General features: G+C 50.0%; 28 protein-coding genes. 22 read left to right on the top strand and 6 right to left on the bottom strand.

The window, feature by feature from the left end; all coding sequences use genetic code 11:
* The first annotated feature begins 24 nt into the window (after nt 1–24).
* The 3 genes from H6F93_RS18920 to H6F93_RS18910 are packed head-to-tail and all read left to right on the top strand — an operon-like array spanning nt 25 to nt 2,532.
* Nucleotides 25–921 carry an SDR family NAD(P)-dependent oxidoreductase gene (locus H6F93_RS18920; protein ID WP_242043524.1) on the top strand — a complete coding sequence of 299 codons (897 nt, stop codon included), beginning with the start codon at nt 25–27 and terminating at the stop codon, nt 919–921.
* Between the two features lie 18 nt (nt 922–939).
* Nucleotides 940–1,476 carry a nuclear transport factor 2 family protein gene (locus H6F93_RS18915; protein ID WP_190683878.1) on the top strand — a complete coding sequence of 179 codons (537 nt, stop codon included), beginning with the start codon at nt 940–942 and terminating at the stop codon, nt 1,474–1,476.
* Nucleotides 1,477–1,491: 15 nt separating this feature from the next.
* Nucleotides 1,492–2,532 carry an aldo/keto reductase gene (locus H6F93_RS18910; RefSeq protein ID WP_190683875.1) on the top strand — a complete coding sequence of 347 codons (1,041 nt, stop codon included), beginning with the start codon at nt 1,492–1,494 and terminating at the stop codon, nt 2,530–2,532.
* A 239-nt stretch (nt 2,533–2,771) separates the two neighbouring features.
* On the opposite strand, the gene H6F93_RS18905 is transcribed toward H6F93_RS18910, so the two are convergent.
* A complete protein-coding gene (locus H6F93_RS18905) occupies nt 2,772–7,670 on the bottom strand; it encodes a translocation/assembly module TamB domain-containing protein (RefSeq protein WP_190683872.1) in 4,899 nt (1,632 codons plus the stop codon).
* A gap of 846 nt (nt 7,671–8,516) precedes the next feature.
* Here H6F93_RS18905 and H6F93_RS18900 point away from each other — a divergent pair.
* Nucleotides 8,517–8,915 (top strand): DUF3110 domain-containing protein, encoded by a 399-nt coding sequence (locus H6F93_RS18900; protein ID WP_190683869.1) that lies wholly within the window; start codon nt 8,517–8,519, stop codon nt 8,913–8,915.
* Between the two features lie 3 nt (nt 8,916–8,918).
* On the top strand, nt 8,919–9,854 hold the full coding sequence (gene murQ / locus H6F93_RS18895) for an N-acetylmuramic acid 6-phosphate etherase (protein ID WP_190683867.1): 936 nt from the start codon (nt 8,919–8,921) through the stop codon (nt 9,852–9,854).
* Nucleotides 9,855–9,897: 43 nt separating this feature from the next.
* Here the strand turns inward: murQ and H6F93_RS18890 are convergent, their stop codons facing one another.
* The 5 genes from H6F93_RS18890 to H6F93_RS18870 all read right to left on the bottom strand — a co-directional run bounded on the left by H6F93_RS18890 (nt 9,898) and on the right by H6F93_RS18870 (nt 13,653).
* Nucleotides 9,898–10,245: a hypothetical protein gene (locus H6F93_RS18890; RefSeq protein WP_190683864.1), complete on the bottom strand. Its 348-nt coding sequence runs from the start codon at nt 10,243–10,245 to the stop codon at nt 9,898–9,900.
* A gap of 37 nt (nt 10,246–10,282) precedes the next feature.
* Complete coding sequence (locus H6F93_RS18885; protein ID WP_190683861.1) at nt 10,283–10,534, bottom strand: hypothetical protein; 252 nt, start codon at nt 10,532–10,534, stop codon at nt 10,283–10,285.
* Nucleotides 10,535–11,221, bottom strand: a complete 687-nt coding sequence (locus tag H6F93_RS18880) for a Uma2 family endonuclease (RefSeq protein WP_524537968.1) — start codon at nt 11,219–11,221, stop codon at nt 10,535–10,537.
* A 22-nt stretch (nt 11,222–11,243) separates the two neighbouring features.
* Nucleotides 11,244–11,453 (bottom strand): hypothetical protein, encoded by a 210-nt coding sequence (locus H6F93_RS18875; RefSeq protein WP_190683858.1) that lies wholly within the window; start codon nt 11,451–11,453, stop codon nt 11,244–11,246.
* Nucleotides 11,454–11,541: 88 nt separating this feature from the next.
* Nucleotides 11,542–13,653, bottom strand: a complete 2,112-nt coding sequence (locus H6F93_RS18870) for an NACHT domain-containing protein (RefSeq protein WP_190683856.1) — start codon at nt 13,651–13,653, stop codon at nt 11,542–11,544.
* Nucleotides 13,654–14,183: 530 nt separating this feature from the next.
* Between H6F93_RS18870 and H6F93_RS18865 the strand changes: the two genes are divergently transcribed.
* The 17 genes from H6F93_RS18865 (at nt 14,184) to H6F93_RS18790 (ending at nt 25,731) form a co-directional block, all read left to right on the top strand.
* The gene (locus H6F93_RS18865; protein WP_190683853.1) at nt 14,184–15,704 is read left to right on the top strand and encodes a site-2 protease family protein; all 1,521 of its coding nucleotides are present in this window, start codon (nt 14,184–14,186) and stop codon (nt 15,702–15,704) included.
* A gap of 2 nt (nt 15,705–15,706) precedes the next feature.
* Entirely contained in the window at nt 15,707–16,531 is an 825-nt protein-coding gene (locus tag H6F93_RS18860; RefSeq protein WP_190683850.1) for a PIN domain-containing protein, read from the top strand.
* Between the two features lie 951 nt (nt 16,532–17,482).
* Nucleotides 17,483–18,418, top strand: a complete 936-nt coding sequence (locus H6F93_RS18855; RefSeq protein WP_199313824.1) for an MBL fold metallo-hydrolase — start codon at nt 17,483–17,485, stop codon at nt 18,416–18,418.
* Nucleotides 18,419–18,857: 439 nt separating this feature from the next.
* On the top strand, nt 18,858–19,832 hold the full coding sequence (locus tag H6F93_RS18845; RefSeq protein ID WP_199313823.1) for an alpha/beta fold hydrolase: 975 nt from the start codon (nt 18,858–18,860) through the stop codon (nt 19,830–19,832).
* Nucleotides 19,829–20,029, top strand: coding sequence for an SDR family NAD(P)-dependent oxidoreductase (locus H6F93_RS33415; RefSeq protein ID WP_199313822.1), 201 nt, complete (start codon nt 19,829–19,831; stop codon nt 20,027–20,029). Before H6F93_RS18845 ends, H6F93_RS33415 begins: the two co-directional genes overlap by 4 nt.
* A gap of 18 nt (nt 20,030–20,047) precedes the next feature.
* Entirely contained in the window at nt 20,048–20,317 is a 270-nt protein-coding gene (locus tag H6F93_RS18840; RefSeq protein WP_347277326.1) for an SDR family oxidoreductase, read from the top strand.
* Between the two features lie 177 nt (nt 20,318–20,494).
* Complete coding sequence (locus tag H6F93_RS18835; protein WP_190683843.1) at nt 20,495–20,860, top strand: nuclear transport factor 2 family protein; 366 nt, start codon at nt 20,495–20,497, stop codon at nt 20,858–20,860.
* Between the two features lie 6 nt (nt 20,861–20,866).
* On the top strand, nt 20,867–21,151 hold the full coding sequence (locus H6F93_RS18830) for an AraC family transcriptional regulator (protein ID WP_190684157.1): 285 nt from the start codon (nt 20,867–20,869) through the stop codon (nt 21,149–21,151).
* Between the two features lie 162 nt (nt 21,152–21,313).
* Complete coding sequence (locus tag H6F93_RS18825; RefSeq protein WP_242043522.1) at nt 21,314–21,658, top strand: RidA family protein; 345 nt, start codon at nt 21,314–21,316, stop codon at nt 21,656–21,658.
* Nucleotides 21,659–21,754: 96 nt separating this feature from the next.
* Entirely contained in the window at nt 21,755–22,183 is a 429-nt protein-coding gene (locus tag H6F93_RS18820; RefSeq protein WP_524537974.1) for a response regulator, read from the top strand.
* Between the two features lie 55 nt (nt 22,184–22,238).
* Nucleotides 22,239–22,859, top strand: a complete 621-nt coding sequence (locus H6F93_RS18815) for a PAP/fibrillin family protein (RefSeq protein ID WP_190683837.1) — start codon at nt 22,239–22,241, stop codon at nt 22,857–22,859.
* 274 nt (nt 22,860–23,133) lie between these two features.
* Complete coding sequence (locus H6F93_RS35855) at nt 23,134–23,259, top strand: hypothetical protein (protein WP_277882200.1); 126 nt, start codon at nt 23,134–23,136, stop codon at nt 23,257–23,259.
* Nucleotides 23,225–23,470, top strand: a complete 246-nt coding sequence (locus H6F93_RS18810; RefSeq protein WP_242043520.1) for a hypothetical protein — start codon at nt 23,225–23,227, stop codon at nt 23,468–23,470. The genes H6F93_RS35855 and H6F93_RS18810 overlap by 35 nt, the downstream gene beginning before the upstream one ends.
* A 302-nt stretch (nt 23,471–23,772) precedes the next feature.
* Nucleotides 23,773–24,132 (top strand): nuclear transport factor 2 family protein, encoded by a 360-nt coding sequence (locus tag H6F93_RS18805; protein WP_190683834.1) that lies wholly within the window; start codon nt 23,773–23,775, stop codon nt 24,130–24,132.
* Nucleotides 24,133–24,299: 167 nt separating this feature from the next.
* Entirely contained in the window at nt 24,300–24,536 is a 237-nt protein-coding gene (locus tag H6F93_RS18800) for a response regulator transcription factor (RefSeq protein ID WP_190644242.1), read from the top strand.
* A gap of 171 nt (nt 24,537–24,707) precedes the next feature.
* On the top strand, nt 24,708–24,962 hold the full coding sequence (locus tag H6F93_RS18795) for a hypothetical protein (protein ID WP_190683831.1): 255 nt from the start codon (nt 24,708–24,710) through the stop codon (nt 24,960–24,962).
* 85 nt (nt 24,963–25,047) lie between these two features.
* Nucleotides 25,048–25,731, top strand: a complete 684-nt coding sequence (locus H6F93_RS18790) for a hypothetical protein (protein ID WP_206755747.1) — start codon at nt 25,048–25,050, stop codon at nt 25,729–25,731.
* The last annotated feature ends 187 nt before the right edge of the window (nt 25,732–25,918 follow it).

The raw sequence follows: 25,918 nt of genomic DNA, 5'->3' as shown, positions 1-25,918 counted from the left end.
TTTTTGAGCAAGATAGGTAGAAGCATGATGTCAGATATTAGTCGTCGCCGAATCCTGACTACGGGAGCAATTGGGGCAGCTGGATTTGCAGCGGCGATCGCCCCTCAAACCGCTCAAGCCAACACCCAAAATCCGCCAGAGCCGCAGGCAAGTGTGAATCCTAATGGTCGCTTTGCGGGTAAAGTCGTCCTGATTACAGGAGCCACATCTGGAATTGGAGAAGCCACCGCTCGCGCCTTTGCTGCTGAAGGTGCTACCGTTCACTTTTGTGGTCGGCGCGAAACCTTAGGAGAGCAGGTGGCTCAAAGTATCCGGGATGGCGGCGGCAATGCCACTTATCAACGAGCTGACGTGCGGGTTGAAGAGGATGTGAAATCTTTTGTTGATACCTGTGTGGAGCAATACGGAAAGATTGATATCGCCTTCAACAATGCTGGAATTGAAAGTTCTCCCAGCACCATTGCCGATCGCCCCCTAGCTGATTGGATGGACGTGATGATGACTAATGCCACAGGCGTTTTCCTGTCTATGAAGTATGAAATTCCATACATGTTGCGTCAGGGGGGTGGAGTGATTGTCAATAATGCATCTGTTTCTAGCCATGTCGGCTTTGCCACAATCGCCCCTTACAGTGCCAGTAAACACGCTGTACTCTCACTCACGAAAGTGGCAGCGCTAGAATATGCAGATCAAAACATTCGCATCAATTCAATTGCTCCAGGTGCAGTCGATACCCCCATGCTACGACGTGCTCTAGCTGCATGGAATACTGACTTTGAAACTGTTTCACAAGACTATCCGATTAAGCGAATTGTTATGCCTGAGGAGATTGCGAGAAACGTTATGTTTCTCAGCTCTGATGATGCAAGCTGCATCACAGGTACAGATTTAGATGCAACAGGCGGTTATCTCACAAAATAACTTACGCAGAACATAACAATGGCTAATGGACAAACCCGCAAAGATTTTTTGAAATTTGGAGCCGTTTCTGCTGCTTCATTATTTCTGGGAAGCCAGAGTTCTTCTAGAGAGGCGATCGCTCAAACTCCATCAACCGATCATCCTAATGTGGCGATCGTGCAGCGCTATTATCAAGCCTATGGGCGCGGCGATTTAGCGACAGTTCGAGAAATTTTTGCTCCAGATATTACCTGGACTATTCCAGGTCATCACCCTCTAGCTGGAACCAAGCGCGGAGTAGATGAAGTACTTGCTTTTTTTGATCAGCTTGCCAAAGCACAGTTTAAAGCAGAGGTACTTTTTCTTGGAGGTAACGATAATTATGTTGTAGATGTACATCGCGGTTGGAGTAATTTGGAGCAAGGCGAAAACATTGATGAGCTGTGGTCGCTGCTATTCCGGATTGAAAATAGCCGCATTGCAGAAGCCATTAATTTTCCTGGAAACCAACACGTGGCTGATGCATTTTTCTGGAAGACCTATGATCTGAAGCCCATCCCAGACCGATTAGTGTAGTAGAGGATCTTTTTTGTGCAATACACCACACTTGGAAAAACAGGTTTAGTTGTTTCACGCCTTTCCTTTGGCGCAATGACTTTTGGCGAAGGTCAACTTGTGCCTGGAGTGACTAACGATATTGACCAGATGGCAGCAGATCAAATGATAGGACGAGTCCTGGAGGCTGGAATCAACCTATTTGATACGGCAGATGCCTATACCAACGGGCAGTCTGAAATCATTCTTGGTAAAGCTCTAGCAAATCGTCGAGATGAGGTAATCATTGCCACCAAAGCGGGCTTTCGAGTAGGTAACGCCATTACAGATACAGGTTCCTCCTATCGTCACATCATGGCGGCAGCCGAAGCCAGCCTAAAACGGCTAAACACAGACTATATTGATCTCTACCAGCTTCACATTCCTGACCCGATTACCCCCTTAGAGGAAACCTTACGCGCTCTAGAGGACTTGGTGCGGCAGGGTAAGGTGCGCTATATCGGCTACTCCAACTTCCCATCGTGGAAAGCTGCCAAGATGGTAGGAATTCAGAAACAGTACAACTATGCTCCATTCGTTGTGGCTCAGATGTATTACTCACTGTTGGGACGTGATTTGGAGTATGAAGTGGTTCCCTTTGTGGAAGATGCGGGAATTGGCGTGTTGGTCTGGAGTCCCTTAGCAGGTGGCTTTTTGAGCGGTAAATACACTCGCGACAATCCAAACCCGGAGGGGGCAAGGTTAAATGAGTTTAAACTTCCCCCGATTGATGTGGAACAGGGCTATGACGTGGTGGACGTGACTCGCCAAATTGCTCAGGAACATGGGGCTTCCCCGGCACAGGTGGCGATCGCCTGGATTCTCACTAAACCCTTTATCTCCTCAGTTATCGTTGGCGCAAACAAAATGCACCAGCTTGAGGACAATCTGAAAGCCGCAGATCTGACCCTCTCCCCTGCCGAGATTGAGCAACTTGACCAGCTAACCACTCCTCGTCCTGTTTATCCGGGATGGATGCAGCCGCTGGGTTGGGATGCCAAGGTGAAATCAGCTTTGGATGGTTCAGATAGTCATTAACTGAACAAGGATGGCGATTGAGTTGCAGAGTTTGTGCCCGAATGCTTTGCCCCGACACCCCTGGTTGACTGACAAAACTCCCAAAACCATTGATATTCTGTAGGTTGGGTGAAGCATCGCGGAACCCAACAGAATCGAGGCAGAAGTTGGGTTTCGCTTTGCTCCACCCACCCAACCTCAGAAGATTTGTCAGTCAATCAGCCCTACACCCAATAGCGCTTCACGAAACGGATTCCATATTAGAAGCGGGTCTCATATTCCAAAATGACTCGGCTGTCGTCATCCAAGTTAGTAGAACCGCGCAGCAGGAATTCGTCGCTTAGTCGATAGCGCAGACCAAACTGAGTGGGTTCCTGAGCAGTGAGGATTCGCAGCACTGAGGCAGAGAGGTCGCCGGTGATGTTGACTCCTAGCTCGGCAGCAAGACCAAAGGTTGATTCATTTTCTTCAGAAGTGAGTGTTGTGGGGAAGAGACGGAAGTCACTCAGTCCCAATGCGTCGCTAACCAAGTTTTGTACGTTGGTGAGCAGGGCGGAACCGGCCAGGTTGGCGATCGCCAAGGTCGTATCTCCCCGCCCTAGCGTATCGACAAAGCCGCCGCCGATCAGAGCAATGATTTCGTTCTCACCGCGGGAGGGGCTGCTGGTTAGCTCCAGGTTGTCAAACAGTTGGCTGGCAGGACCAACAACCGATGCCTGAATTTGCACCGTTTCTACTGCGCCAAAGGTGGTAACCGAGCTAGTATCGGCAATCTCGGAGCTGACGAAGGGAGAGGTGGTGGTGATCGGGGTGCGGGTGATTTCAGGAACGGAAGCAACTAAGCGTACATTCAAAAATGGATCAAGTCCTCGGTTGGGGTCAAAGGTCGCCGTCTGCTCGTAGCCTCGCGCCAAGTTGAACTGAGTTGTAAACAGGTTCACCTGACCGCTTCGCAGGCTGATTGTGCCATCTGGTCGCAGGTCGTCCAGAGTGCCGTCGATGTTTAACTCTCCGGTGGCGACAAAGTTGAGTAGCGGTTCACGGGTGACGAGCAGGCGATCGCCCAGCACAATTCGCAGGTCATCCAGACGGGGCGGTGAGGTAAAGCCTTCTTCAGCAGGTTCTTCTGTGACGACAGGGGGTGCGGCAGTCTCTTGATCACTGCCTGCCAGAGAGACGCGACCGTTTGCCAGCCGAATTTCACCACCAATCACCGGGGCGATCGCTGAACCCCTCACCGTCACCTGACCATCCACGCCACCGTTATAAAGTCCCTTAAAGTTAAGCGCCAGTTGGTCAAGCGTCACCATCAGCGGATTGGCTGGAGTGGTTGTTCCCGGTATAAGTTCTGTATCAAACGGATTGAAAATTGGAATGATGCCCTGAGCCGTGACCTGACCGTTGCTCAACTGCCCCTGAAGCGAGGCAACCTGAATGCGGCTGCCGTTAAACTCTACTCTGCCTCTAACGTCAGTGAGCGGATCAGGCAGCGCTCTAGCAGAAAAAGTCGCGCCATCAAACTCAGCAATGCCGGTGGCGATCGGCTCTTTCAAAGTGCCGTCTACTTCCAGGCTGACAAAGCCTTCCCCACCTTCCCAGGCGACCTGGTCGGTAAACAGATTCAACAGCGCCAGTCCTTCATCTCGCACATCGACATCTAGCCGGATGCTCTTGTCGTCTGATTCTACGTCCATAAACGGCAGCGCATAGGGAATGCTGCCTGCGATCGTCAAAGGTTCTGGCTCTGACACCACCACTCGACCGTCAAAGTTGAGTCGCGCATCGTTGTAGCCAAATACCGTTCGCGCTTCTTGCACAGGCGTGTCGTTGATACTGCCCTCATTCAGGCTAAATTCACCCAGTACTTGAGGGTTGCCCAAACTGCCAGCCAGCGTTGCAGTTGCGTCTAACCCACCCTCTACATCAACCGGAACCTCAAACAAATCGCGCAGTGCCGCAACGGGAATATTCTCAGCCCGCAACTGACCAGACTGCTGTTCGCCGCCGACCTGTCCTGAGAAGGCTAGCAGCGCTTCATCGGATTCTAATCGCAGGGGCAATAGGGTGAGAACGCCTTCCGCAAAGGTGCCATCGACAATGACGCGATCGATGTCGTAGTTTTCCCAGGTCCAGCCTTCGCCCAATAGGTTAAAGTCCAGCGCTACGCCTGTTTGGGGTGAGCCGGAAAGATTGAGCTCAGCCGTAAAGGTGCCTTCCAGTTCTGAGAGGTCAGGCAAGATTGAGGCAGCTTCGCGCTGCTCAATTTGCTGATCCCGCAGAGCCACAATTTCTGAGAATCGGCGCAGTTGGGTAATCAGCGGTTCATCTGGAACGCTAATCGGAATCGGCGCAACGGCAGAGGCATTGCCGTAGGTGGGTGGCGCGATGCCCCTGGAAAAGTCCGCCAGTTCAAAGATTTGCAGAGTTTCGAGAATGTCCTGGACCGTGCCCTGGTTGGCAATAATCTGCCCCTCAAACTGGGAACCGGCATTCTGGTCAACATTGCCCGTAATCAGGTAACGACTGCCGCCGCGCAGCAGTTCACCACCTGTCAGGCTGGCTACCCCATTGGCGTAGCGAATTCGTCCGGCAAAGGAATCGGCTCTGAGATAGCCCAAGGCTGGACGAGCGATCGCCACTTCACCCACAGTTGCATAAGTATTCAGGTTAATATCCAGATTGCCCGTCAGTTCGCCACCCACTTCTCCTAGCCCAACAGTGGCGGCTGGTGTGAGGTTGAGAATTTCTAGCGGGAATCTTTCCAGATTTGCCAGGAGGCGATCGCCCTCCCGTCTACCCTGGGCGATCGCCTGATCTCGCTGCACAAAGAAGGAGATTGGGCGATTGTTGCCATCTAGCGCCACTGCAATCCGATCCTGGTTGCCCCTCAGGTCGAGCCGTAACCCTTGCCCCCCGGCATAGCGAACATCGCCAGAGAGCACCGGATCAAAGGCGACGCCATTTAGCACGAAATTATTCAGCCCGGTTCTTCCGACCACGTTGAGCGCAGCGGGAGTGCCCGTGATGCGTCCAGCAAAGTCAGCCAGTCCTGCAACCTGGATGTTTTGCGGAGTTTGTACAGGCAGCGCTGCCAGGTTGTAGTCCTGAAGCTGCACGTTCAGGTCGATGTTAGAAACCGCAGGCGCACCTGCACCCTGGAGCCGTGCGGCAATAAAGCCATTGGCGCTAAAGCCAGGACCGGTCGCCTGACGAATCTGGAGCCGTTCCCCGTTCCAGGCGATCGCACTAGTGATGGGACGATTGAGCGGTCCAAGTCCTTCTGAAAAGTTGACCTGACCCTCTGCCCGAACGCCTGCCGGATTTAGTGCATCCAGGCTGCCCGACAGCGTCAAGTTGCCGCTAAATAGCCCCTGCAACTGGTCAGAGAACTGGCTTAACCGAATGCCTGCCCCTCTCACCGCCGCCTGCCAGCGTCCCTCAGAAACGGAGCCAGTGCCCGTGACCGTCCCGCCTGCTACCTGAAGCACGGTATCGCGAAACTGAAGTCCGCCACCCGCATACAAAATTTCGCCCTGACCGGGATAGGTTGCACCAGGGGCACGCCAATCGATCACCGCCTGAAAATCTCCCAGTGGGCCAAAAACCTGAACATCAGCGCCAACCGGCCCAACCGTAAAGTTGGGAGAAGTCGCGCCATAGGAACGAGCGAGTGCATCTCCCGGCAAATCTCTGCCTTCAAAATCAAACACCAGTCCGCCATTGTCGCCAAAGGCAATTTCGCCATTGCCGCTGACCGAGCCGCCATCGGCAGGAGTCGCCTGAATTTGGGTGAAGGTCAGTGCTTGGGGTGTGACGCTAAATTCGGCACGGACTGCTGATAGGTCAACTCGATCAACCCTAGCGACCGTCCGATTGACGGCAACGCCATTCAGTTGCGGCTTGTCAATCGGTCCGACGAGGTTAAGGTCAGCTCTGAAATTGCCTGAAGTGGCGATCGGAAACTCCAAATCAAAGGTTTCCAGTACGTCCTTAGCGCTAGCCGACTCTACCTGAGCGGTAATGTCATAGCCCTCCTGAGTGTGCAAACTGCCGCCGACTCGCGCCGGAACTTGCCCATACAGCGTTTCAATGTCCTCCAGCGCCACTCGCTGTCCCTCAAACCGCAGTCCCCCGTCCGCTTCGCTGAATTGGTTGGGAACGCCGGGGATCTCCATCGTCACGTCGCGAAATCGAGCTGCCCCAAATAGCTCAATCGGTTGGTCTGCCCGAAACTGAACTTCTAAATTGCCGCCCAGTCGTCCTGCCCGAAACCGCAAGGGCAAGGGCAAGAGCGCCCCAACATCGGTGGCTAATAGCTCCTGACCCTGCACCACTAAATTGGTTGCCTGATCTGGCACCAGCGTTTCACCATCAAGCTGGAGTGTACCGCCGGAGGCAATTTGTCCGGTTAGCTCATAGGCAATGCGATCGTTGTTGTCATAAAAGCTGGCAACCCCGTTCAGATTCTCAACCGTTACCAAAGTTGGAGTGGTAACCGCTTCTTCCGCAGCCTGCTCATCTCTGGCAGTGTCACGTGTTGCAGCGTCGTCATCCGAACCCTCGGCGGCTTCAACTTCTTCTTCGATCTCTGGTTCAACAATTTCAGGCTCAGGCGCTAGCACCAGCTTGGCGTTTTGCCAGCGAATCGTTTCTAGCTCGGTTTTGAGTCCCCCTTCACCTTCCTGGGTGCGAATCTGGGTACCAATCCAGCGACCGTCCGGTGCAGAGTCTACATAGACATCGGGACGGATCAGGGTAATGTTTAGCCCTAGCCTGCGGTCTAACAGCACGGGAAGCAGGCTAAAGCCGACATCGACTGCTTCTACTGAAATCTGATCTGCATCAGTTTCGGTAGGGGGCATAGAGGACGGGCCAAAGCGAATTCCGTTGAACGAAACGCTCTCGACCTCTCCTAAATCGACCGGACGATTGAGCGTCTGGGTGAGATTTTGCTCGACCAGGGGAGACAGGCGCTCTTGAATAAAAATCCAGACCCACCATGCCCCGACTGCCCCAGCGACAACGGCAATGCTGCTGAACAATAAAGTCGTGCGAAACAAGAACCTCCGCAAACGACGATTTCTTCTAGGTGGAGTCGGTTCTGGGGTGAGTTGTGGAGTGGGTTCAGGTTCATGACCTGAATTCGGCGAATTCGTCATGTCGTTCTTGGGGGATGACCAGGTGTCTAAGACTCAACGGTTGATGGCGAAAAAGGCTGCATCGCTGACGGACAAACGGGCAATAAAACCTAGTGCTGAGAAATACAGGAAAACTTTACAGACTCAACCAGAATGCTGCCAAAGACAGAATAACGGAGGAGCCAACTATTTCCACAGATCAGGTTGTACTTTTTCAGGAAGTTATTTGCGTCGTTCGGAATGAAGCTGCACCGAGTTGAAGCATCCCTGCTTGAAGTCATGCAGTCTTGGTAGAGGGCTTGAGAGGAGCTGAGAGGTAAACAAGATCCTCTGTAAGGGTGTAGCATTCGGCAGGTCAATCCTAGAGAGCCGGGATTCCTTGCCCGAATGTCTATGACCCCTACGTATTCTTGGGCTCAAGGTCGGACTTCTTAAACGTTCCTTGAAAGAGTGGATCTAATAGGTATCGCCAAATTAAGTTGCATTTTGGGGAAGAGAAGTTGTTTTTCTGTATCTCAGAATTGCGGGTTGAAGAACCTGCGTAGGCTGGGTTGAAGAATGAAACCCAAGGCTCCAGGGATGTTGGGTTTTGCAAAACTCCACCCAACCTACAAATTTTTGAATCTAATCTGAGGGGCGATCGCTCAATCAGTCACGATTTACGGTAGATTAAGCCAGCAGTACGAACATTGAGACAAGCATCTTAGACGTTGAGACGTGTATCTTAACAGGTCTGCAAGTCCTAATTTGCTACGTTTCTAAACCAGAAACAACTGATCCCCACTTGATGGACGAACATAGATAAACGAATGAAATCTTGGCTCAGAAGTTTCAAATTCAGTTAGTTCTAACCAAGCTTAAAGATCTATGCAAGTTTTTGTGTTACTTTACAACGCCGGAACAGAAAACGAAGGCATCCACACGCTAAAGATTGGCGATCGCAATGTCGTTCTCATGTTTGAGACGGAGGACGATGCCACCCGCTACGCCATGATGCTAGAGGCGCAGGACTTTGGCAGTCCCGATGTGGAAGGTCTAGAGGCTGAAGAAGTCGAAGAGTTTTGCCAGAGCGCTGGGTACGAATCTAAACTGGTGCCCGACGGCTCGCTCGCCGTTCCCCCAGACGCTAACGTAGACAACCCCGATTGGCAACCTGACGCGGCTCCTCCCGAACTCTCTGAGCCGGGGACGAGCGCTTCTGAGAAGCCAGAATTCTCTAATTCTGAACTAGACCGAATTCGCCGTCAGCTAGAAGGACTGCTGTAATTCATGCAGGAATCTGTGCCGGACATTGAACCGACCCACGAGCGGGGGCACTTGCTGACCGAGCAAAGCAACCCCAACAGCCAGAATCTTGACCAGCTTAGCAGCCTGGAGCTAGTCGATCTGTTTAACCGGGAAGATGCCCAGGTGATTGAGGCGATCGCCGCTGCCCGTGAACCCCTGGCGGCTGCCATCGATCACACCGCTGAAGCATTACGTCAGGGTGGAAGGCTGTTTTACATCGGTGCAGGCACCAGCGGTCGACTGGGCGTGTTGGATGCCGCAGAGTGCCCTCCTACTTTTTGCACCCCGCCAGAGCTAGTGCAGGGGATTATTGCAGGTGGTGCAGGGGCACTCGTTCGCAGTTCCGAAGGGCTAGAGGATCTTGCAGAAGATGGCGCAGCGGCGATCGCCCATCACCAAATTCACGACCTGGATGTCGTTGTCGGCATCACCGCTGGCGGCACCACCCCTTACGTGCATGGCGCACTGCAAGCCGCCCATCAGCGCGGAGCCACCACCATCTTCATCGCCTGTGTGCCCGCCGAGCAAGTCAGCGCTGAGGTAGACATCGACATTCGCCTGCTGGTCGGCGCTGAAATTTTGGCTGGCTCCACTCGCCTCAAAGCCGGAACCGTCACCAAACTCGCCCTCAATACCCTCTCAACCGGAGTCATGGTGAAGCTGGGCAAAGTCTACGGCAATCGCATGGTTGATGTCGCGGTTACGAATCGCAAACTGCACGACCGGGCGCTGAGAATGTTGCAAGACCTGACGGGCTTGAGCCGCGAAGCCGCCGCCGTCCTACTAGAGAAGAGCGATCGCCGCGTCAAGCTAGCCCTACTGATGCATTGGGCAGAGGTAAGTGCAGAAGAGGGCGATCGCCTGTTGGCAACCCATCAGGGAAACTTGCGTCAGGCATTGCAGAGTAAAGCGGTCTAGGTTAAACCTGCCTTAAAGGAATTCTGGAGGTTCAGGAAACGACCTAACTACGTTTGACCCGCTGTAGAGGCGCAGCATTCGGCAGATAACCTTGGCGATCGCCCCCAAATCCTTGCCCGAATGCTACGCCCTCCTTACCCGTTGCTCCTGAGAGGTTTTGCATAGCTCCTGAATGGTTTTGCACTGCTCCTGAGTAATTCCGCACTGCTCTTGAGAGATTTTGCATAGCTCCTGAATGATTCCGTACTGCTCCTGAGAGGTTTTGCGCTGCTCCTGAATGGTTTTGTACTGCTGCTTTGTCGTTCCGCACAGCTACTTTGTTGTTCCGCACAGCTGCTTCGTCATTCCCGATCGCTCCTGAATCCATACCCGTCAATAATGGGTGACGCAACGTAGAAACTGAACTCTTCTGCGCGAATGGCAAAAACTCAGCCACCCTGTAATACAGAATCGACTTCGTAACGAGACACTGTCTTTGTGTACGGGCGAAGCATTCGGCAGAGAAATTGTGATTCAGTTGCAAGCTTTGTGTCCGAATGCTTCGCCCCTACCCTCGATCGCCCTGGTGAAACTAGCTTGAGGAGCGATCGCGCAATACCAGCAAGATAAAAATAATCCCCGTCAAAGCGACAGAAACTGCTAGAGCAGTTAGCAGGGAAAGCGATGGGATTGGCATCCATCTAAAAATCCCAGTCTTCAAACAGTTCTGATACCGCCATTGAAAACCCCGGTACGATGTCTTCTCCATCTAGATGATCCCCAGGGCGTAGAAAGCGATCGGGTTCTGGTGAATGGTAGACCAGCACATATTTCTCGTCAGGATGGATCACCCACACCAAACGAGTATCGTTGTCGAAATATTCCACAATCTTGTCGTGGATCTCTTCAATGGTGTTGCTGGGTGAAAGAATTTCGACAGCTAGATCGGGTGAACCCTGGAAGAATCCACGAGGAGGACGCTTCAGTCCTTTGAGTCGGTCTTTAGCTACAAAGGAAACATCAGGCGATCGCTTATTACCAGTTTTTAGCGTGAAAGCTGTACTCGAATCACAGACAATGCCCAGTTTGTGCTGTTTAACATAAATTGCCAAAAGACCGCCTAGCAGGGAGCCAATTCCACCATGCTCCATCCCCGAATTGCCCATATCCAAGACCTCACCATCTACCAACTCATAGCGATGTCCATCTCTGGATAGCGCCATAAATTCCTCATCCGTCCAGACTTTCTTTTCAGTAGAGAGGGTCATATGCTCCAGCCTCCTGAGTTCCTGAATTGCTGTTTCTAGTTTGGCACTTTCAGCAAACTGCTCTGAGAAAACGATGCGACGACGTTTGCCTCCTGTAGAGGCGTAGCGTTCAGCAGGCATCCCTTGCGATCGCCCGGTAAAACTAGCTTGAGGAGCGATCGCGCAATACCAGCAAGATAAAAATAATTCCAGTCAAAGCGACAGAAACCGCTAGAGCAGTCAGCAGGGATAGTGATGGGATGGCATCCATAGGGCGATCGTTCTTCTCAGTGCAGCATTTGCATTCTAAAGCCCAAGTCGTCAAACTCACCTGTGGCATCGTTGAACATCGCTGAACGTAGATATCACTCACTAAGTAGCAATTCCAACGGTAGGGGCGTTTCGCGAAACGCCCCTACAAGATCCATGCATCAAATCAACAATGCCTGCTCGTCCTACCTTTAAGCTCGTAGCATCTGCGCCTCAAGCGCCTCCCGTGCTACTGTAGACACCCGAACGGCAGACTGCCTGCACTGTACCAAGAGAAGATCAGCATTCAGGTAAGTTGTAAGTGCCTCTACCTCAGCTTTGGATAAACTGACTAACTCTGAATTGAGATGCAGAGCATCGAGCCAGAGCTTCTGAATGTCTTTAGCCAAGTTAACGGCTTCTTCCCTAGACAGCTTTCGGTCTGAGATCCGCGCTCTCAAAACCTCTAATTTAGCGACTAGACTTCTTAAGTTCACGTCCTTGAAGATTTTGGTGCGGTCTAGGGCAAGAGCGAGGTCTAGGGCTAGGGCAAGGTCAAGAGCGCGGTCGAGAGCGAGGGCGAGGGCGAGGTCTAGGGCACGGGCGCGGTCGCGGTCGCGAGCGAGGTCTAGGTCGCGAGCGAGGGCACGGTCGCGGTCGCGGGTGAGGTCTAGGGCGCAGTCGCGAGCGAGGTCGCGACCGAGGGTGAGGGCACGGTCGCGGTCGCGGGCAAGGGCAAGGGTGAGGGCAAGGGTGAAATAGATTGCAGCAGCACGTTTAGCAACAGGGTCATAGTTTCCCTCTGAACCAGTTGTTATCTGGTCAGCCCAATGCAGTAGATCTTGCAGTTTTGGAGTGAGGTAAGTTTGAGCCTGCTGCTGCATTTTTAGGAGCAAACCATCTGCTGTTTTCAACCCAGCTAGCAGCAGAAATACTTCCCGCCAACGCTCATCAGTCAAGTGATCAACCACCAGTTGCTTAACTCGGTGATAATCATCCACGATATGTTGAGCGGTCAAAAACTCTTGGAGCGTCAGATGAGAAAACGAGTAAATTCCCTCTGCCCGCTCTACCAAAATCCCGTGCTGGACTTCAATTGATCTAAGTACTGCTGCCCCATCAATAAACTTCTCATCTGGCAACATATCTTTGAGCGATCGCTCTATCTGCTCCACCACTTCCCGCTTCGAGAGAAACAAACGGTCTTCCTTAAACGCTTCGTAAGCGATCTCCGACAGCATCAACTCCTTGCGCTTAGTGTCTAGCCCTTTGTAAAGGCTGTCTCGCGGCAGTTCCTTCTCAGCAGCCCATTCCTCTAGCAGCACCCGCAGCGCTCGTTCATAGAGAGTGGCGCGATTCGTTGGAAACTGCCCTGCCCGCTGATATAACAGACAGGCTAAGGTCAGCAGCAGCGGCGTATGGGTTAGCTCTTTTGCGGCGGCATACTCAGCACTGGTCAACTTCTCCCAGCATTCCTGCCCTAGCTTTGGCTGACTGTGAAACCAGTTGGCGATGAAAGCTTGAATCTGGTCGTCGTCAAAGTCTGCGATCGCCACATCTGTAAACCGCCGAAAGTTATGACGATAAGCTGCAACCCGACACGACGCAATGAAACGGTTTTTGTCATGAAGGTCTACAAAATCCTGAATCTTCGTGATCGCATCACTCATGCGATCGGTGGGCACTTCGTCTAACCCATCCAGCAGAATCAGCAGCCTGCCCTGCTCTAGCATAGTGTTGGTAAACCGTTCGTGATCGGGGAAGCCGCAGGTGGCGAACTCGTGGGCGATCGCACTCCGAATATCAATCTCCCCAGCCCGAAATAGCTTCAATTCCACAAAGACGGGCAGACATGGGTGATGAAATCCTTCTCTCCGCCTTCCCTTCAGGGCTTCCAGTCCCATTTTTCTAAGGAAAGTCGATTTCCCCATCCCTGGACCACCCAACACCATCAAATATTGCTTCTGATTCGCAATGGTTAACCCTGGCTGCTTTGATGGTTCTCTAAACCCAAACTGTCGCCGCTTGCTTTCCCGATACGCCTGCTCCAAACCTTCAATCGATTCATATCCCCGCAGCGTCGCATTATCCAAACACTGCACCGCGACATAAACCGACTCCAGCGGAATTGGCTCCCGCATTCCCAACACCTTTAAGATGCCGTGTCGCTCAGTGTAGCTGCGGACGTATTGCTGCGAAGCTCTAAAAATTAACTGCTTGGCAGGTTTATCAATCGGGATGTTTGCCATTTCCCATCCCGCTTTGATCACCAGTCCTGTCAGACCTTTGGCAGCTTCCAGCAAGAAGGGTTCAAGTCCTGTCATGAAGGCACCTGTGGAGTAAGCAACCAGCCATTTTTAGGCACAGCTTAGCAAATAGAGAATTTGTAGGTTGGGTGAAGCAAAGCGGAACCCAACACAACCTTTGCACTTGTTGGGTTTCGTTCCTCTACCCAACCTACACTGCTACACGACCCATGTAAAAACGGCTGTGAGGGAAGAAGGGGGAATTTGTAGTAGAACCGTAGATTGGGTGGAGCAGAGCGTAACCCAACACCTTAAGCTTGCTGTAACAGTAGGATGCGTCTAATCCCCACCCCCGTTGCCCCAAAATCTCAAGTTTTGTAAACCGTTTACTGCAAAACAACCCTCAGCATTCAGCCTCTAATCCCAACCGAAAGCTTTGTTAACACAGTGGTTACAGCAATCTTCCACTGCTGACCAAGATCGCTTATCCTAGCTCCATCCGTTGAACTACGGTGGGTGGCTTGCTAGGTTTAGGGTAAGGCAAGCGTGACATCTCCATTGGCTTGTCCTGCTTTGGCTCTGTCTTATAGAACAGAGAAAATTTAACGATGGTCACTGTTTTAATTCTGTTAATTGCTTTAGGGGTATTGGGTTGGGGCTTCTACCGAGCTAGGCCGTTTGGCAAGCTGGGTATTTTGGCGTGGCTTCAGTCCGTAGTGCTGATGGCTCCCTGGCTGGTGTTTTTTGGTCTGTTTGCAGCAGGAATTTACCTGAATTTGGCGGGTGTGCTGCTGCTGCTTGTGGTTTCTATTGGGCTGTACATTTTTCTAGGAGGTCGGTTGAGGGAAGCGGGGCAAGATCTCGCTGCCTTAAAAAAGTTTTCTGCCGTTACAGATGCCCCACCCTCCAGTGAGGAAGATCTAGCTACGACAGGGGCTAACCCCGATAATGCAGAAGCTGATGCTGTACCTGTAGAGAAAAAGGTAGAACCCGTCGCCGCTGTGCGTGAAGATGCCATGGCGATTCCGGCGGATGACCTCAAAGCCATTCAGGGGATCTTTGGTTCGGATACGTTCTTTGCGACCGAGACGATCCCTTACCAGAATGGAGCGATCTTTAAGGGCAATCTGCGTGGTGAAGTGGAGTCGAGCTATAGTCACCTATCGGCAGTTTTGAAGGAAAGAGTGGGCGATCGCTACCGTCTATTCTTTGTCGAAGGCCCTGACGGCAAGCCAGTCGTCGTCATCCTGCCCAGCACTAACGATCCCAAGCCAACTACTCTAGTGCAGTGGAACATTGCATTGATTCTGCTATTAGCAACGATCGCCACCAGTTTAGAAACGGCTGGTTTGCTGCTGGGCTTTGACCTGTCGATGGAACTAGGTCGAGTTCGAGAAGTTTTACCGATTGCCAGCGGCATTCTCATAGTCCTGGCAGTTAACGAAATTGGGCGGCGAATCAGCGCTCGTTACCATCAGGCACGAATCAGCCCTCCCTATTTCATCCCCACCTGGCAAATTGGCTCCTTTGGAGCGCTCACCCGATTTGAGTCAAACTTGCCAAACCGCAGCGTGCTATTTGACATAGCCTTTGTCGGACCGGCCGCCGCTGGAATAATTTCGCTCGGTATGCTAATCATCGGGTTATTATTATCCCATCAGGGGAGTCAGTTCCAAATTCCAGCAGAGTTTTTTCAAGGTTCGATTTTAGTTGGGACGCTGGCACGGGTTGTGTTAGGATCTGCTCTTCAACAGCCCCTGGTAGACATTCATCCACTCACTGTGATCGGCTGGCTAGGGTTAGTCATCACAGCTATCAACCTGATGCCTGCTGGACAGTTGGACGGTGGAAGGATTGTTCTTTCTATCTATGGTCGTAAAGTTGCCAGACGCACTACAATCGCGACTTTGATTGTACTGGGTTTGGCATCTTTGGTTAATCCGTTAGCGCTCTATTGGGCGGTTGTACTTCTATTTCTACAACGCGACCTGGAGCGTCCCAGTCTCAATGAACTTTCTGAGCCAGATGATGCGAGGGCAGCTTTAGGATTACTAGTTCTGTTTTTAATGGCAGCGACTTTACTCCCTATCACCCCCAGTCTGGCGGGTCGTCTCGGAATTGGAGGTTAGGAATGGCAGCGATTCCTCCTGTTATGCTGGTCTTGGATATTAGTACGCTTTCGTCGGCTACTCCACGGGAGTGGATGGAGTTTTCGCGGGTAGGGACTTGTTGTATTCCTCAAGTAATTTATGAGGAAATGCGACTTTTGTTTGATCGCTCTCCTGATCCTGATCTAGAGAGAATTTCACGGGAATTTAACCGCTTTTATCCCCATAGCGGCTGGAAGATTACAGATGTAGTGGGGCATCACGCGGCACTCAAAACGAATACGTCCCATGCTTTAACAAAACGGGCCAGGGTGTCTCTGGCCGTTGCAAAGTGTGCGTATGGGCTGGCGCAAGAGTTTCCGCAAAATCTGATTGTGCTGGTTGCAAGCGATCGCGAGTTGCAGCAAAAAGTCTATGACATGCAGGTTGATAATCTTTGTGCCATTCCTGGCTCAGGGCTGATCCAGTGGAGCCGCAGCGGACAGCGACCGATCGCCGTCATTCAAAAAATCCAGCAGCTACGGGCAAAGGTGGGTACCAAGACAGCTGTTGGCTCCACTAAACCTGTTACTAGCTCCAAAACTGCCACAACTGGAATTAAAAAGACTTCCATTCCAGCAGCTTCGCCTACCCACAACACCAGCATCACGCCCAAAAGAGCTCTAATGCGCCCCTCTTTAGGGATCTCAGGTCTGGTGTCTCAACTGATTGCGATCGGGTTTACCCTGGGAGCACTGGCAGTTGTCGCTTGGATTGTTTGGACACTATTTTTAGGCAAAGAATTCAATCCACAGCAGATTATTCCTTCCTCCAATTCCTCAGAGCAAACTACAGGAACATTCAGCTAGAAGTAGCGATTGTCTTGGGAGTCACGGGGAAAGCAGGAAAAAGTTCTAGCCTGTAGACACTCATGGCAAGATGACGGGTTTGGCGACCTGTCATCTTGTCGTAAGTTGGCGATGCAGCTGGACTAAGCCGGAGATTGCCAGGTTTTGTTGTCTCGGATCATGGCATTTGTAGAGCGGAGGAATAAATGTCAAAACCGAAGGAAGGAAGGTCATAACCGCTCTTCGGCTCAAAATTTTGCAGGATAAGGTCTTAAGGTTTTTTAGCCATCAATTTTTAGAGAAAACCTAACCGAAGGATTACGCGTCATTTTGTCAGAGCAGTGCTGCCCTCAACGTCGAGTTCGCCTATTGTTCATAAAGTAATCCTATGAGTAGAAATTCTATTGAGAGCAGATTGCTTTGTTAGGGGGAGCGATCGCTATTTGGGTCTAGTTGAGCAGACTCTAGTAGAGCCGATTTGACAGAGGGTAGCGATCGCGCCCAAAGGAGCCATTCATTTCGTCGCCCAGCAAATTCAGTTAAAATCAGTTCCAGATTGGCAATCTGTCGCGGGTGAGCTGGAGCTGTGAGTTTCGCTGCTTCAGTTCGCCCAATTGTTTAGAACAGGCGATGGAACGGAGCAATATGAATTAGCAATGCCCCAGTTCATTCATCACGTTGTCGATCGCTTGCAAGCGATTGACGGGTTTGCGGCGTTTAGCGCGAAGCGCAACTGCGAAGCAACCACTCTGAAAGGTTCAAGGGCAAGGTGAACGTTCAGGCTAACACCATAAGAATCTGATAAAGCGTTGTAAGAACCTGAAAGAAGTTGAGTATTGGAACTCATTACACTATCAGGTAAATAGGACGTAGATAGCCGCTTCAGGAGTGAACCACTGTAGCTGCCTTTTCCACAATTCTTGTTAAAGATTCTGGAGTACATTTATCATGCTCTTTAGAGCGATTTTCGCTGTGATAACCGCAGTACTGATTATTGCAACTTCATCCATTTCCTCAGGAAGTGCTACAGGTGAAACTGCAAAGACTCAAGTACCCGGTGTTTACTCGTTTAGGTTAGGAGAATTCACGATTACAGCACTGAGCGATGGTACAGTATTGCAAGATCTCAATCAGGTGCTAACAAATGCAAACTCGGCAGAGGTCGAGCAGCTCCTCCATCGCAACTTCCTGACAAACCCTGTTGAAGCCTCAATTAATACGTTTCTAATTGATACCGGAGATAAGCAGGTATTGATAGATACAGGGGTTGGACAATTGTTTGGCGGGCAAGGTGGCAAACTGCAACTGTCGCTAGAGGCAGCAGGCTACACACCCGATGAGATCGACATGATTCTTCTGACTCATATTCATTCCGATCACAGTGGCGGTTTGGTCGAAAACGGGCAACTCATGTTTCCAACTGCCACTGTTTATGTGGGCAAGCCTGATGTTGATTTATGGCTTGATCCCGCGAATGTAGAGCGATCGCATCTCGATCGCAGATATTTTGATGAAGCCGTCACAACGGTAAAACCCTACCTTGATGCAGGCAAGCTGGAAATGTTTTCTGGCGAGACAACCATCTTACCGGGCATCACTGCGTTGCCAACCCCCGGACACACCCCCGGACACAGCTTTTATGTCGTGGAAAGTAGGGGCGAGAGCATTGAGTTTTGTGGCGATATTCTTCATTTCGGTTCGATCCAATTTCCAAATCCTGAAATTACTGTTGCCTACGATGTCGATGCTAATGCCGCAGCAGAGCAACGAGCTAGACAGTTTAGCCGTTTAGCAGAATCACGCCGTCTAGTCGCTACGGCACATTTGCCCTTTCCAGGCGTGGGGCACATCCGCGCAGAAGATCAGGGTTATGCCTGGGTGCCTATGGATTATCGCTGGCGCGATTAACGCCTTTGATTACAGAAATTACTGTTCCTCCGCAACCAGGGATCTATACCTTACGTTCTAACACCGTGAGAATTGCCGCACGCGATCGCGCCACTGTTATTAAGCCTTCTCTAGCGGAGGGGCACTGACTGCCTCTATTAGCCCTGATTCTAATGGGGGTGATCGCTATTTAGTTAATGACAAAGTCTGATTGTTCAGCAGTCTGAGCCAGAGACTCTGTTCGAAGATACCGAATCGCTACCCATCTCGTTGCGCGGCACTCATATCATTGGAAACATAGGAAAAGCCGTCTGTATACTCTGACAGTGATGGTGCCTAATGAAGAGTTTGCTGAGCTGATTTACAGCGGTACCCCAACAGGACTGGATGCGGAAGATTTAGCGGTGTTGCAGGGAAAAGCTTTACCTGTTTCAGGTTAACTGGATGACATAGGAGGAAAATGATGCAAGCCATAAATCATCGCTTCATCGAGACAAATGGCATCAAAATGCATATTGCTGAACAAGGTCGAGGCGATCTTGTCATCCTGTGTCACGGGTTTCCGGAGTGCTGGTACGCTTGGCGGCATCAAATTGGTGCAATTGCAGAAGCTGGATTTCATGTTGTTGCGCCAGATCTGCGGGGTTACGGACAAACCGATCAACCAAAGTCCGTTGAGGCATACAACATTCTTCAGCTTACGAGCGATATCGTCGGGTTGGTTCATGCACTGGATCACGAACAAGCGATGATTGTCGGGCATGACCAAGGAGCACCTTTAGCTTGGCATTGTGCATTATTGCGCCCAGATTTGTTCAAGGCGATCGCCCTGCTAAGTGTTCCTTATCGTACCAGAACCTGGGAGAGTAGCCCTCCAACAGAAATACTAAAACGGATGGCGGGTGAACAACAACTCTATGTATTGTATTTTCAGGAACTGGGCAAAGTAGAGGCAGAACTAGAAGATAACGTTCGTCGATCGCTTCGCAGGATGCTCTATTCTGCATCTGGGGATGCACCCACCGAAAAACGGTGGCGGTTTCTATTCGACAAATCAGAGACATTTCTGGACAGTATGGCTGAACCGGAGCAGTTACCAAGTTGGTTGAGTGAGCAGGACCTTGATTTTCTCACCCAAGAGTTTGAGCGAACCGGATTTCGAGGTGGGCTGGCTCGCTATCGCAACCTGGATAGAGATTGGGAACTCACGTCCTTTCTGAGTGGCGCAAAGCTGCAACAACCTGCTTTGTTCATTGGGGGAGAGTTTGATGCAGCCGTGATGATGAATCAAGATCTGATCAACCAGCTAGAAACAACAATGCCGAACTTGAGAAAACAGGTATTGCTGCCCAATGCGGGACATTGGATTCAGCAAGAACGACCTACAGAGGTCAATCAATTGCTCATTAAATTTCTGGTTCACTCTGCATCTTGAGAAAGCACATTAGCCATGACTCATTGCAGATTCACTTTCTCATTTACACGATCGCCATAACAATTCATTTGTGTAGCCTGATGAAAGCATTTATCGGCAAAGTAGTTCTTGTTACCGGCGGCATCTCTGGTATTGGACGCGCCACTGCTCTTGCCTTTGCCCAAGAAGGAGCCAGCGTTGTTGTTGGACGACGATAAGGTGAGGGCGCAGAATCCATTGCGCTAATTGAGCAAGCGGGTGGTAAAGGACTTTTCGTCCAAGCGGATGTCTCAATCGAAGCTGATGTTGGCGCAATGGTAGCAAAAAACCTGGAATCGTTCGGCAGGTCAGACATTGGCTTCAACAACGCGGGTGTTTTTCCCGAATCTGCTCCCATGACAGAAGTCACACTCAAATCTGGCGGCGGTGCGATCGTTAACACAGCTTCTTTTCTGGGGATTCGTCCTTATTCTAGGTTGAGCGTTGATGGCGGAATCACTGTCTAGTACTTTTTAAGCAATTTATTGGAATGATATCGAAACAGATTCGCTAACACTATAAAAATCGACAAATCACTGTAAGAATCTGAAAGAAGTAGAGCGTTGAAACTCATTACACTTCAGGGAGATAGCACCTGATCTACGATAGTTAGACACTGTTTCTCGTCTTCAACCATCTACTTTATGTCAAATCAACCTGTACCAGAAATTGAGCTGCTGCACGCAGCTTACGCCGCCTTCAACGCGCGATACATCGATGCTGCCCTTGCTCTTATGACTCCCGACGTAGCTTGGCCGAGAGCGTTCAAGGGTGGATTTGTTCGTGGATCGGAGGAAGTCCGCGCTTATTGGACGGAGCAATGGAGCGAGATCGACCCGCATGTGGAGCCGACGATCTTCCACCCTGAGGATGCCGGACGTGTTGTAGTTGAGGTGCATCAGGTTGTACGCGACTTGGCTGGAACGATCCTTGCCAATGAGCGTGTGGGACATCGTTTCACCATTGAGCATGGACTGATTCAAAGCATGGAGATCTGTTCGCTTCCGTAGTTCACGATCGATTATATCCAAACTCACCTCGATCGAGATTTGTCACTGGCTGAGGTTGCAGGCGTAATCAATATTAGCCCCACTTATTTCGCAAGTTTATTCAAACAGGCAATGGGAATTTCGCCCCATCAGCACGTGATTCAGCAGCGAGTAGAGAAGGCGAAATTGATGTTGAAGAGAACAAATTTGGCGATCGCAGACCTTGCCCTACAAGTCGGCTTTTCCAGCCAAAGCCATTTGACACAACAGTTTAAGCGAATCACTGGAATGACACCTAAGCAAGTTCGCTAACACGATGCTAACACCATAAGAATCAAACAAACTGCCCTAAGAATCTGAAAGAAACCGAGCATTAGAACTGGTTACACTCCAGATCGGTAGAAAAAGAACTTAGACACAATGAGAAAACAACTTGTTAATCCACCACAACTCTATGATGGAAAACCACATGGAATGTCCCAAGCTGTTATTGATACCGCATCGGGTATCGTTTACATTTCTGGTCAGGTTGCCTGGGACGCGGACTACCAAGTCTCATGCCATACCGTCGAGGGGCAACTCTCAAACGTGCTCAATAACCTAACGGTCGTCCTGGATGCAGCAGGAAGCTCTGTCGAGAATTTGCTTAGCCTTCGCATCTATGTTCGGGGTGAGCTTGGAGACCTTATGGGAACTATCGCACCCATCGTCGCGCAATTTCTGGCAGAATCACGCCCCGCTGTTACTGGTATCGGTGTTTCCTCACTTGCCTCTCCAGAGACGTTGGTTGAGATTGAGGCAACAGCAGCACTTCAATAACCAATGTTCAACTGTTCATAGCTGTTGAGCTGATGTGTGTACTCAACCTGTCAAGGGAGATATTCTGATCGTTGATAATGCGTTAGATAGTCTTCGATTGCTCTCTGCCATGCTGATGAGCAAGGATATGAAGTGCGTTGCGTTAATAACGGGTCAACAGCATTGATCGGCGTTCAAGGATTGGTTCCCGATTTGATTTTTCTCGATATTCAAATGCCCGGAATAAATGGTTATGAAGTTACCTATTTTCATCTCGTCTCGGATGGCATTGCAAGTTCACAAACGATGGCAACCGCAGAGCGCAAGATGAGTATGATTCATATCCAGTTAAACCGGGTTTTCGGGACACATATTCTTGATAATTATCCCTTCTACAATACGCTCACGATCGTGGCAATTCAACGATTTCAAACTGAACACAATTTTGTCGTTGATGGCATTGCCAGTTTACCGATCCGGCAGCAGTTGTATCTCTTAGCTTACCTCAATACAACTCCTGAGCAGCTGGAGACAATACCGGTTTAAGGGATACTAGATTACAAACTGTTCTAGCGATCAAGCAGAGACGGACTCCTCATTCATGAGTTTAAACACTGAAACACGACAAATCCTAAAACAAGACTTACTGGATCGGACAACCACTTTAGGACAACAGGCGCTGCTGCCAACCGAAAAAAGTGAACTGGATGCGATCGTGCAGCAGCTAGAAACTCTGAATCCCACACCGTTACCCCTCGCTCCTGAGAATCGATCGCTGCTTCTGGGCGATTGGAAACTGCTCTATGCCTCTAACGGCACAGTGGTCACTCGCAGACTAATGGGTGGCATCACTATTAATGCAATTTGGCAGACGTTGAGCGCAGCGGGTGAAGCAACACTCTCTGCTACCAATGGCGCAGAGTTGGAATTGCTGCTATTAGGTAGAGTGCAACTGCAAGCACAAGGGCACTGGCGATGGCAAGGCAATACTCAGACCGCCACCGTTGCCTTCGATGCTTTTTCGCTGCAAGCAACCGGGCTATTTCACCAAGCTGACTGGCAACTTCCAGCTTTGCACATTCCGGTGCTAGAAGGGCTGAGACGAGAAGCGACCTGGCAAACGTCTTACCTTGACTCAGATTTGCGGATCGGACGTGGGGCAACGGGTAATTTATTTGTGTTTGCGCGGTTGCTACGCAGTTCCCCCGTATACAAACCCTAATTTGCTGTAGAATCACGTCTAACTTAGGCTTTATGGCAACTATTGAACTAATAAGCTTGAATGGTGTTGCCGCAGCAGGTCAACAAATACGATCCCGATGATGTGTTTCATTCGACGATGGGACATCTTGCATTACAGCACAACAATTAGCTGCTCTGAAGATGGAGCTAAATATAGGACAAAAAACAAAACCCCGTTAAAAACTTTGATTTTTATCCTGTACTTAGAGCGGTTATAATCAACAGCCAATGAAGCAATAAACCCAGCTCAATCCATGCAAGCTACCTTTTTTACCACCGTTCTTTTACCAGTCGGTCTAGCGATCGTGATGCTAGGCATGGGGTTAACCCTTCTACGTGATCTCAATGGCAATCGGATTTTGGTTTGGTCAGTTGTTTAATCTGAAATTTCCCCAGCGCATCTGTATTGCGATCGAGGTAGGAATTCAGAATGCGACGTTGGCGATCGCCATTACTGCTGGGCTGTTAAATAATCCCGATATGGCGGTTCCTGCTGCTGTTTACAGCTTATTTGCATACGGCACTGCCATTTTTGCTATCTTCTATGGCAGAAGAACTGCTCAAAGGATTTATCAGGAAGAGATATCATGAGTAAATCATCTAATCGTTGATTCAATCCTTTCAAGTTTGATTTCCGGTTTACCCAAAATTTTGATCGTTAGCGGAATGTCCCCAAAACAAGTTTGCTAACACCATAAGAATCTGACAAATCGCCGTAAGAATCTGAAAGCAATTAAGCATTGCAACTCATTATGCTTTAGATAGATAAAACAAAATTGGTAAGGACTCGATCTTGATCAACTGTTAAACCATTAGAAGAAATGACAATGACAACCTCTCATGATCTATTGCTTAAACCTGATCAAGGAAAGATAAACCTTTAAGGAGAAGTCATGGAATCTAGTCAAAGTGTCGTCGTAGAGCGACTGCAACAAGCACAAAACGCGCATGATCTGGAAGCATTTTTAGCCTGTTTTGCACCTCACTTTCAGGGCGCTCATCCAGTCCATCCCGAAAGGGATGAACTGGGAATTGAGCATGTCCGTAGGAATTGGTCTGCTATGTTCCACAACATCCCAGATTTTCACTCCGAGTTACTCCGATTGACAGTTGAGGATGAAACGACCTGGGCTGAGTGGTATTGGTTCGGCACCCATCGTAATGGTTCGCAGTTTGGTATGCGCGGGGTGACCATTCTTGGCATACAAGCAGATCAGATCGAGTGGGCACGCTTGTATATGGAACCTGCGTAAGTGGGTTCAGTTGCGATACTTTTTAGAGGTCAGTGCGTGCCTTTGCTACCTCACCCTAAAGATTGCAATGCCTACCCATAGAGCAGTTATATAGGGTATGGACATCAGCAAAGTCGTGATTGATTGTATTAATGATTAGCAGTTTTAGCACCACCTAAGAGGTTTTCATGCAAAAAATAAAATATTCCTCCTCAATATCTTTAACACCTGCTCACAAACTCTCAGTTCGTGAATTGGAAGTTTTGAAGCTCATGGCAGAAGGTCGAAGTAATTCTGAAATTGCAGCCCATCTATATCTGAGCCACAACACTGTAAAAACTCATGTACGTGGGATCTTCAACAAGCTTGGAGTTGACCATCGTGTACAGGCTGCCGTAGCCGCTTTACGTCAAGGGCTAATTTAAGAGGTTTAATGATGGCTTCTGGGACGCTCGTTTGATGAAGCCGTTGGATTAGGCGCAACCCAGGAAGAAATTGGTATTCCTGAAATTGGCTCAGAGGGCTACACAATCCCTCCAGAGTTACAGGCGGGTTTCTATGGCATTGCTGATTTTGGCGAAACCGCACCCGCATATGTGAACGTTCAAGATACACCAAAAGCATTGATCGCGGTTGAAGGTGCGAATCACTATAGCATTACTAATCAAGATCGCGATCCCATTCTACCAACGCTGGATCAAACCCTAGCAACTGAGGCGTTCGGACGCTGGGGTGGACTGTTTCTGCGATCGCATTTTCTCTATGATCAGGACGCTTTTGATTACGTCTACAGTACAGGTGACAACCTTGATCCAAACGTGAGTGTGATTAGTCAAACTCCATTAGGTTAAATCATTCCTAACCAAACAAAGGTGCATCATTGCAACCTAACCTCTAATCTCGACCTCTCAACTATTTATTTTTGGTGTTCCTACCATGAAAGTCGCTCACTTCCTAGTTTTAAGTCTTGTTGTGGCTTCTACCATAATTGGAGTGGCGATCGCTACCGTCGATCAATCCACACCGATCGCCAGCGTCCCAACTCCTTCCTCATGGATTGCATCTCCCTCCACGCTGGCCTCAATGGCTTTTACTCCTGTCCATTACACTTCTCCTACGCTCGAATCTGCTCAATCTGACTCAACACCACAGTCTGAATCGCTCAGCAGTCAGTCACCCCTCACACTCAATGGTATTGGTCCAGTGCGCGTTGGCATGACCCTTGCTGAAGCCGAACAAGCGGCGAGGGTTCCCATTCCAGCAGCAGATACCGATGACAATGGTTGTGGCTATACGCAGCCGCAGGGCATTGAGAACCTGCTGCTTATGGTGACAGACAACCAAATTGCTCGCGTGGATGTGGTGCGCGACAGCACAATCAGAACCCTCAACGGTGCGGGTATTGGCAACACCAGAGCCGAAATTGAAGCGATGTATCCCGGACAAATCGAAGTGTCACCGCACGAATACGTTCAGGGTGGTCATTACCTGACCTATGTACCAACCGATGTGAGCGATCGCAACTACCGTATTGTGTTTGAAACGGATGAAAACGACATTGTGACTCGATTGCGATCGGGCAAACTTCCAGAAGTAACCTGGGTTGAAACCTGCTTCTAAGCGTGAGTTACTTACCATCAAATTTGCTAGCACCATAAGAAGAAACTGTCAGAACTGAGTACTCAAATCACCGCTTTTTTATCACTTTTTTGTATTGTAAGCTTCCTCTTCATTGCCTTCGATTAAATCGCTTGAAATAACTCTTCTAACTCACTCACTCGTTCAATAAAACGTTCTCGTTGCTTTG

This window comes from Leptolyngbya sp. FACHB-671 (assembly GCF_014695745.1).
Taxonomy (GTDB): domain Bacteria; phylum Cyanobacteriota; class Cyanobacteriia; order Elainellales; family Elainellaceae; genus JAAUTN01.
This window is presented reverse-complemented; position numbering and strand designations above follow the sequence as displayed.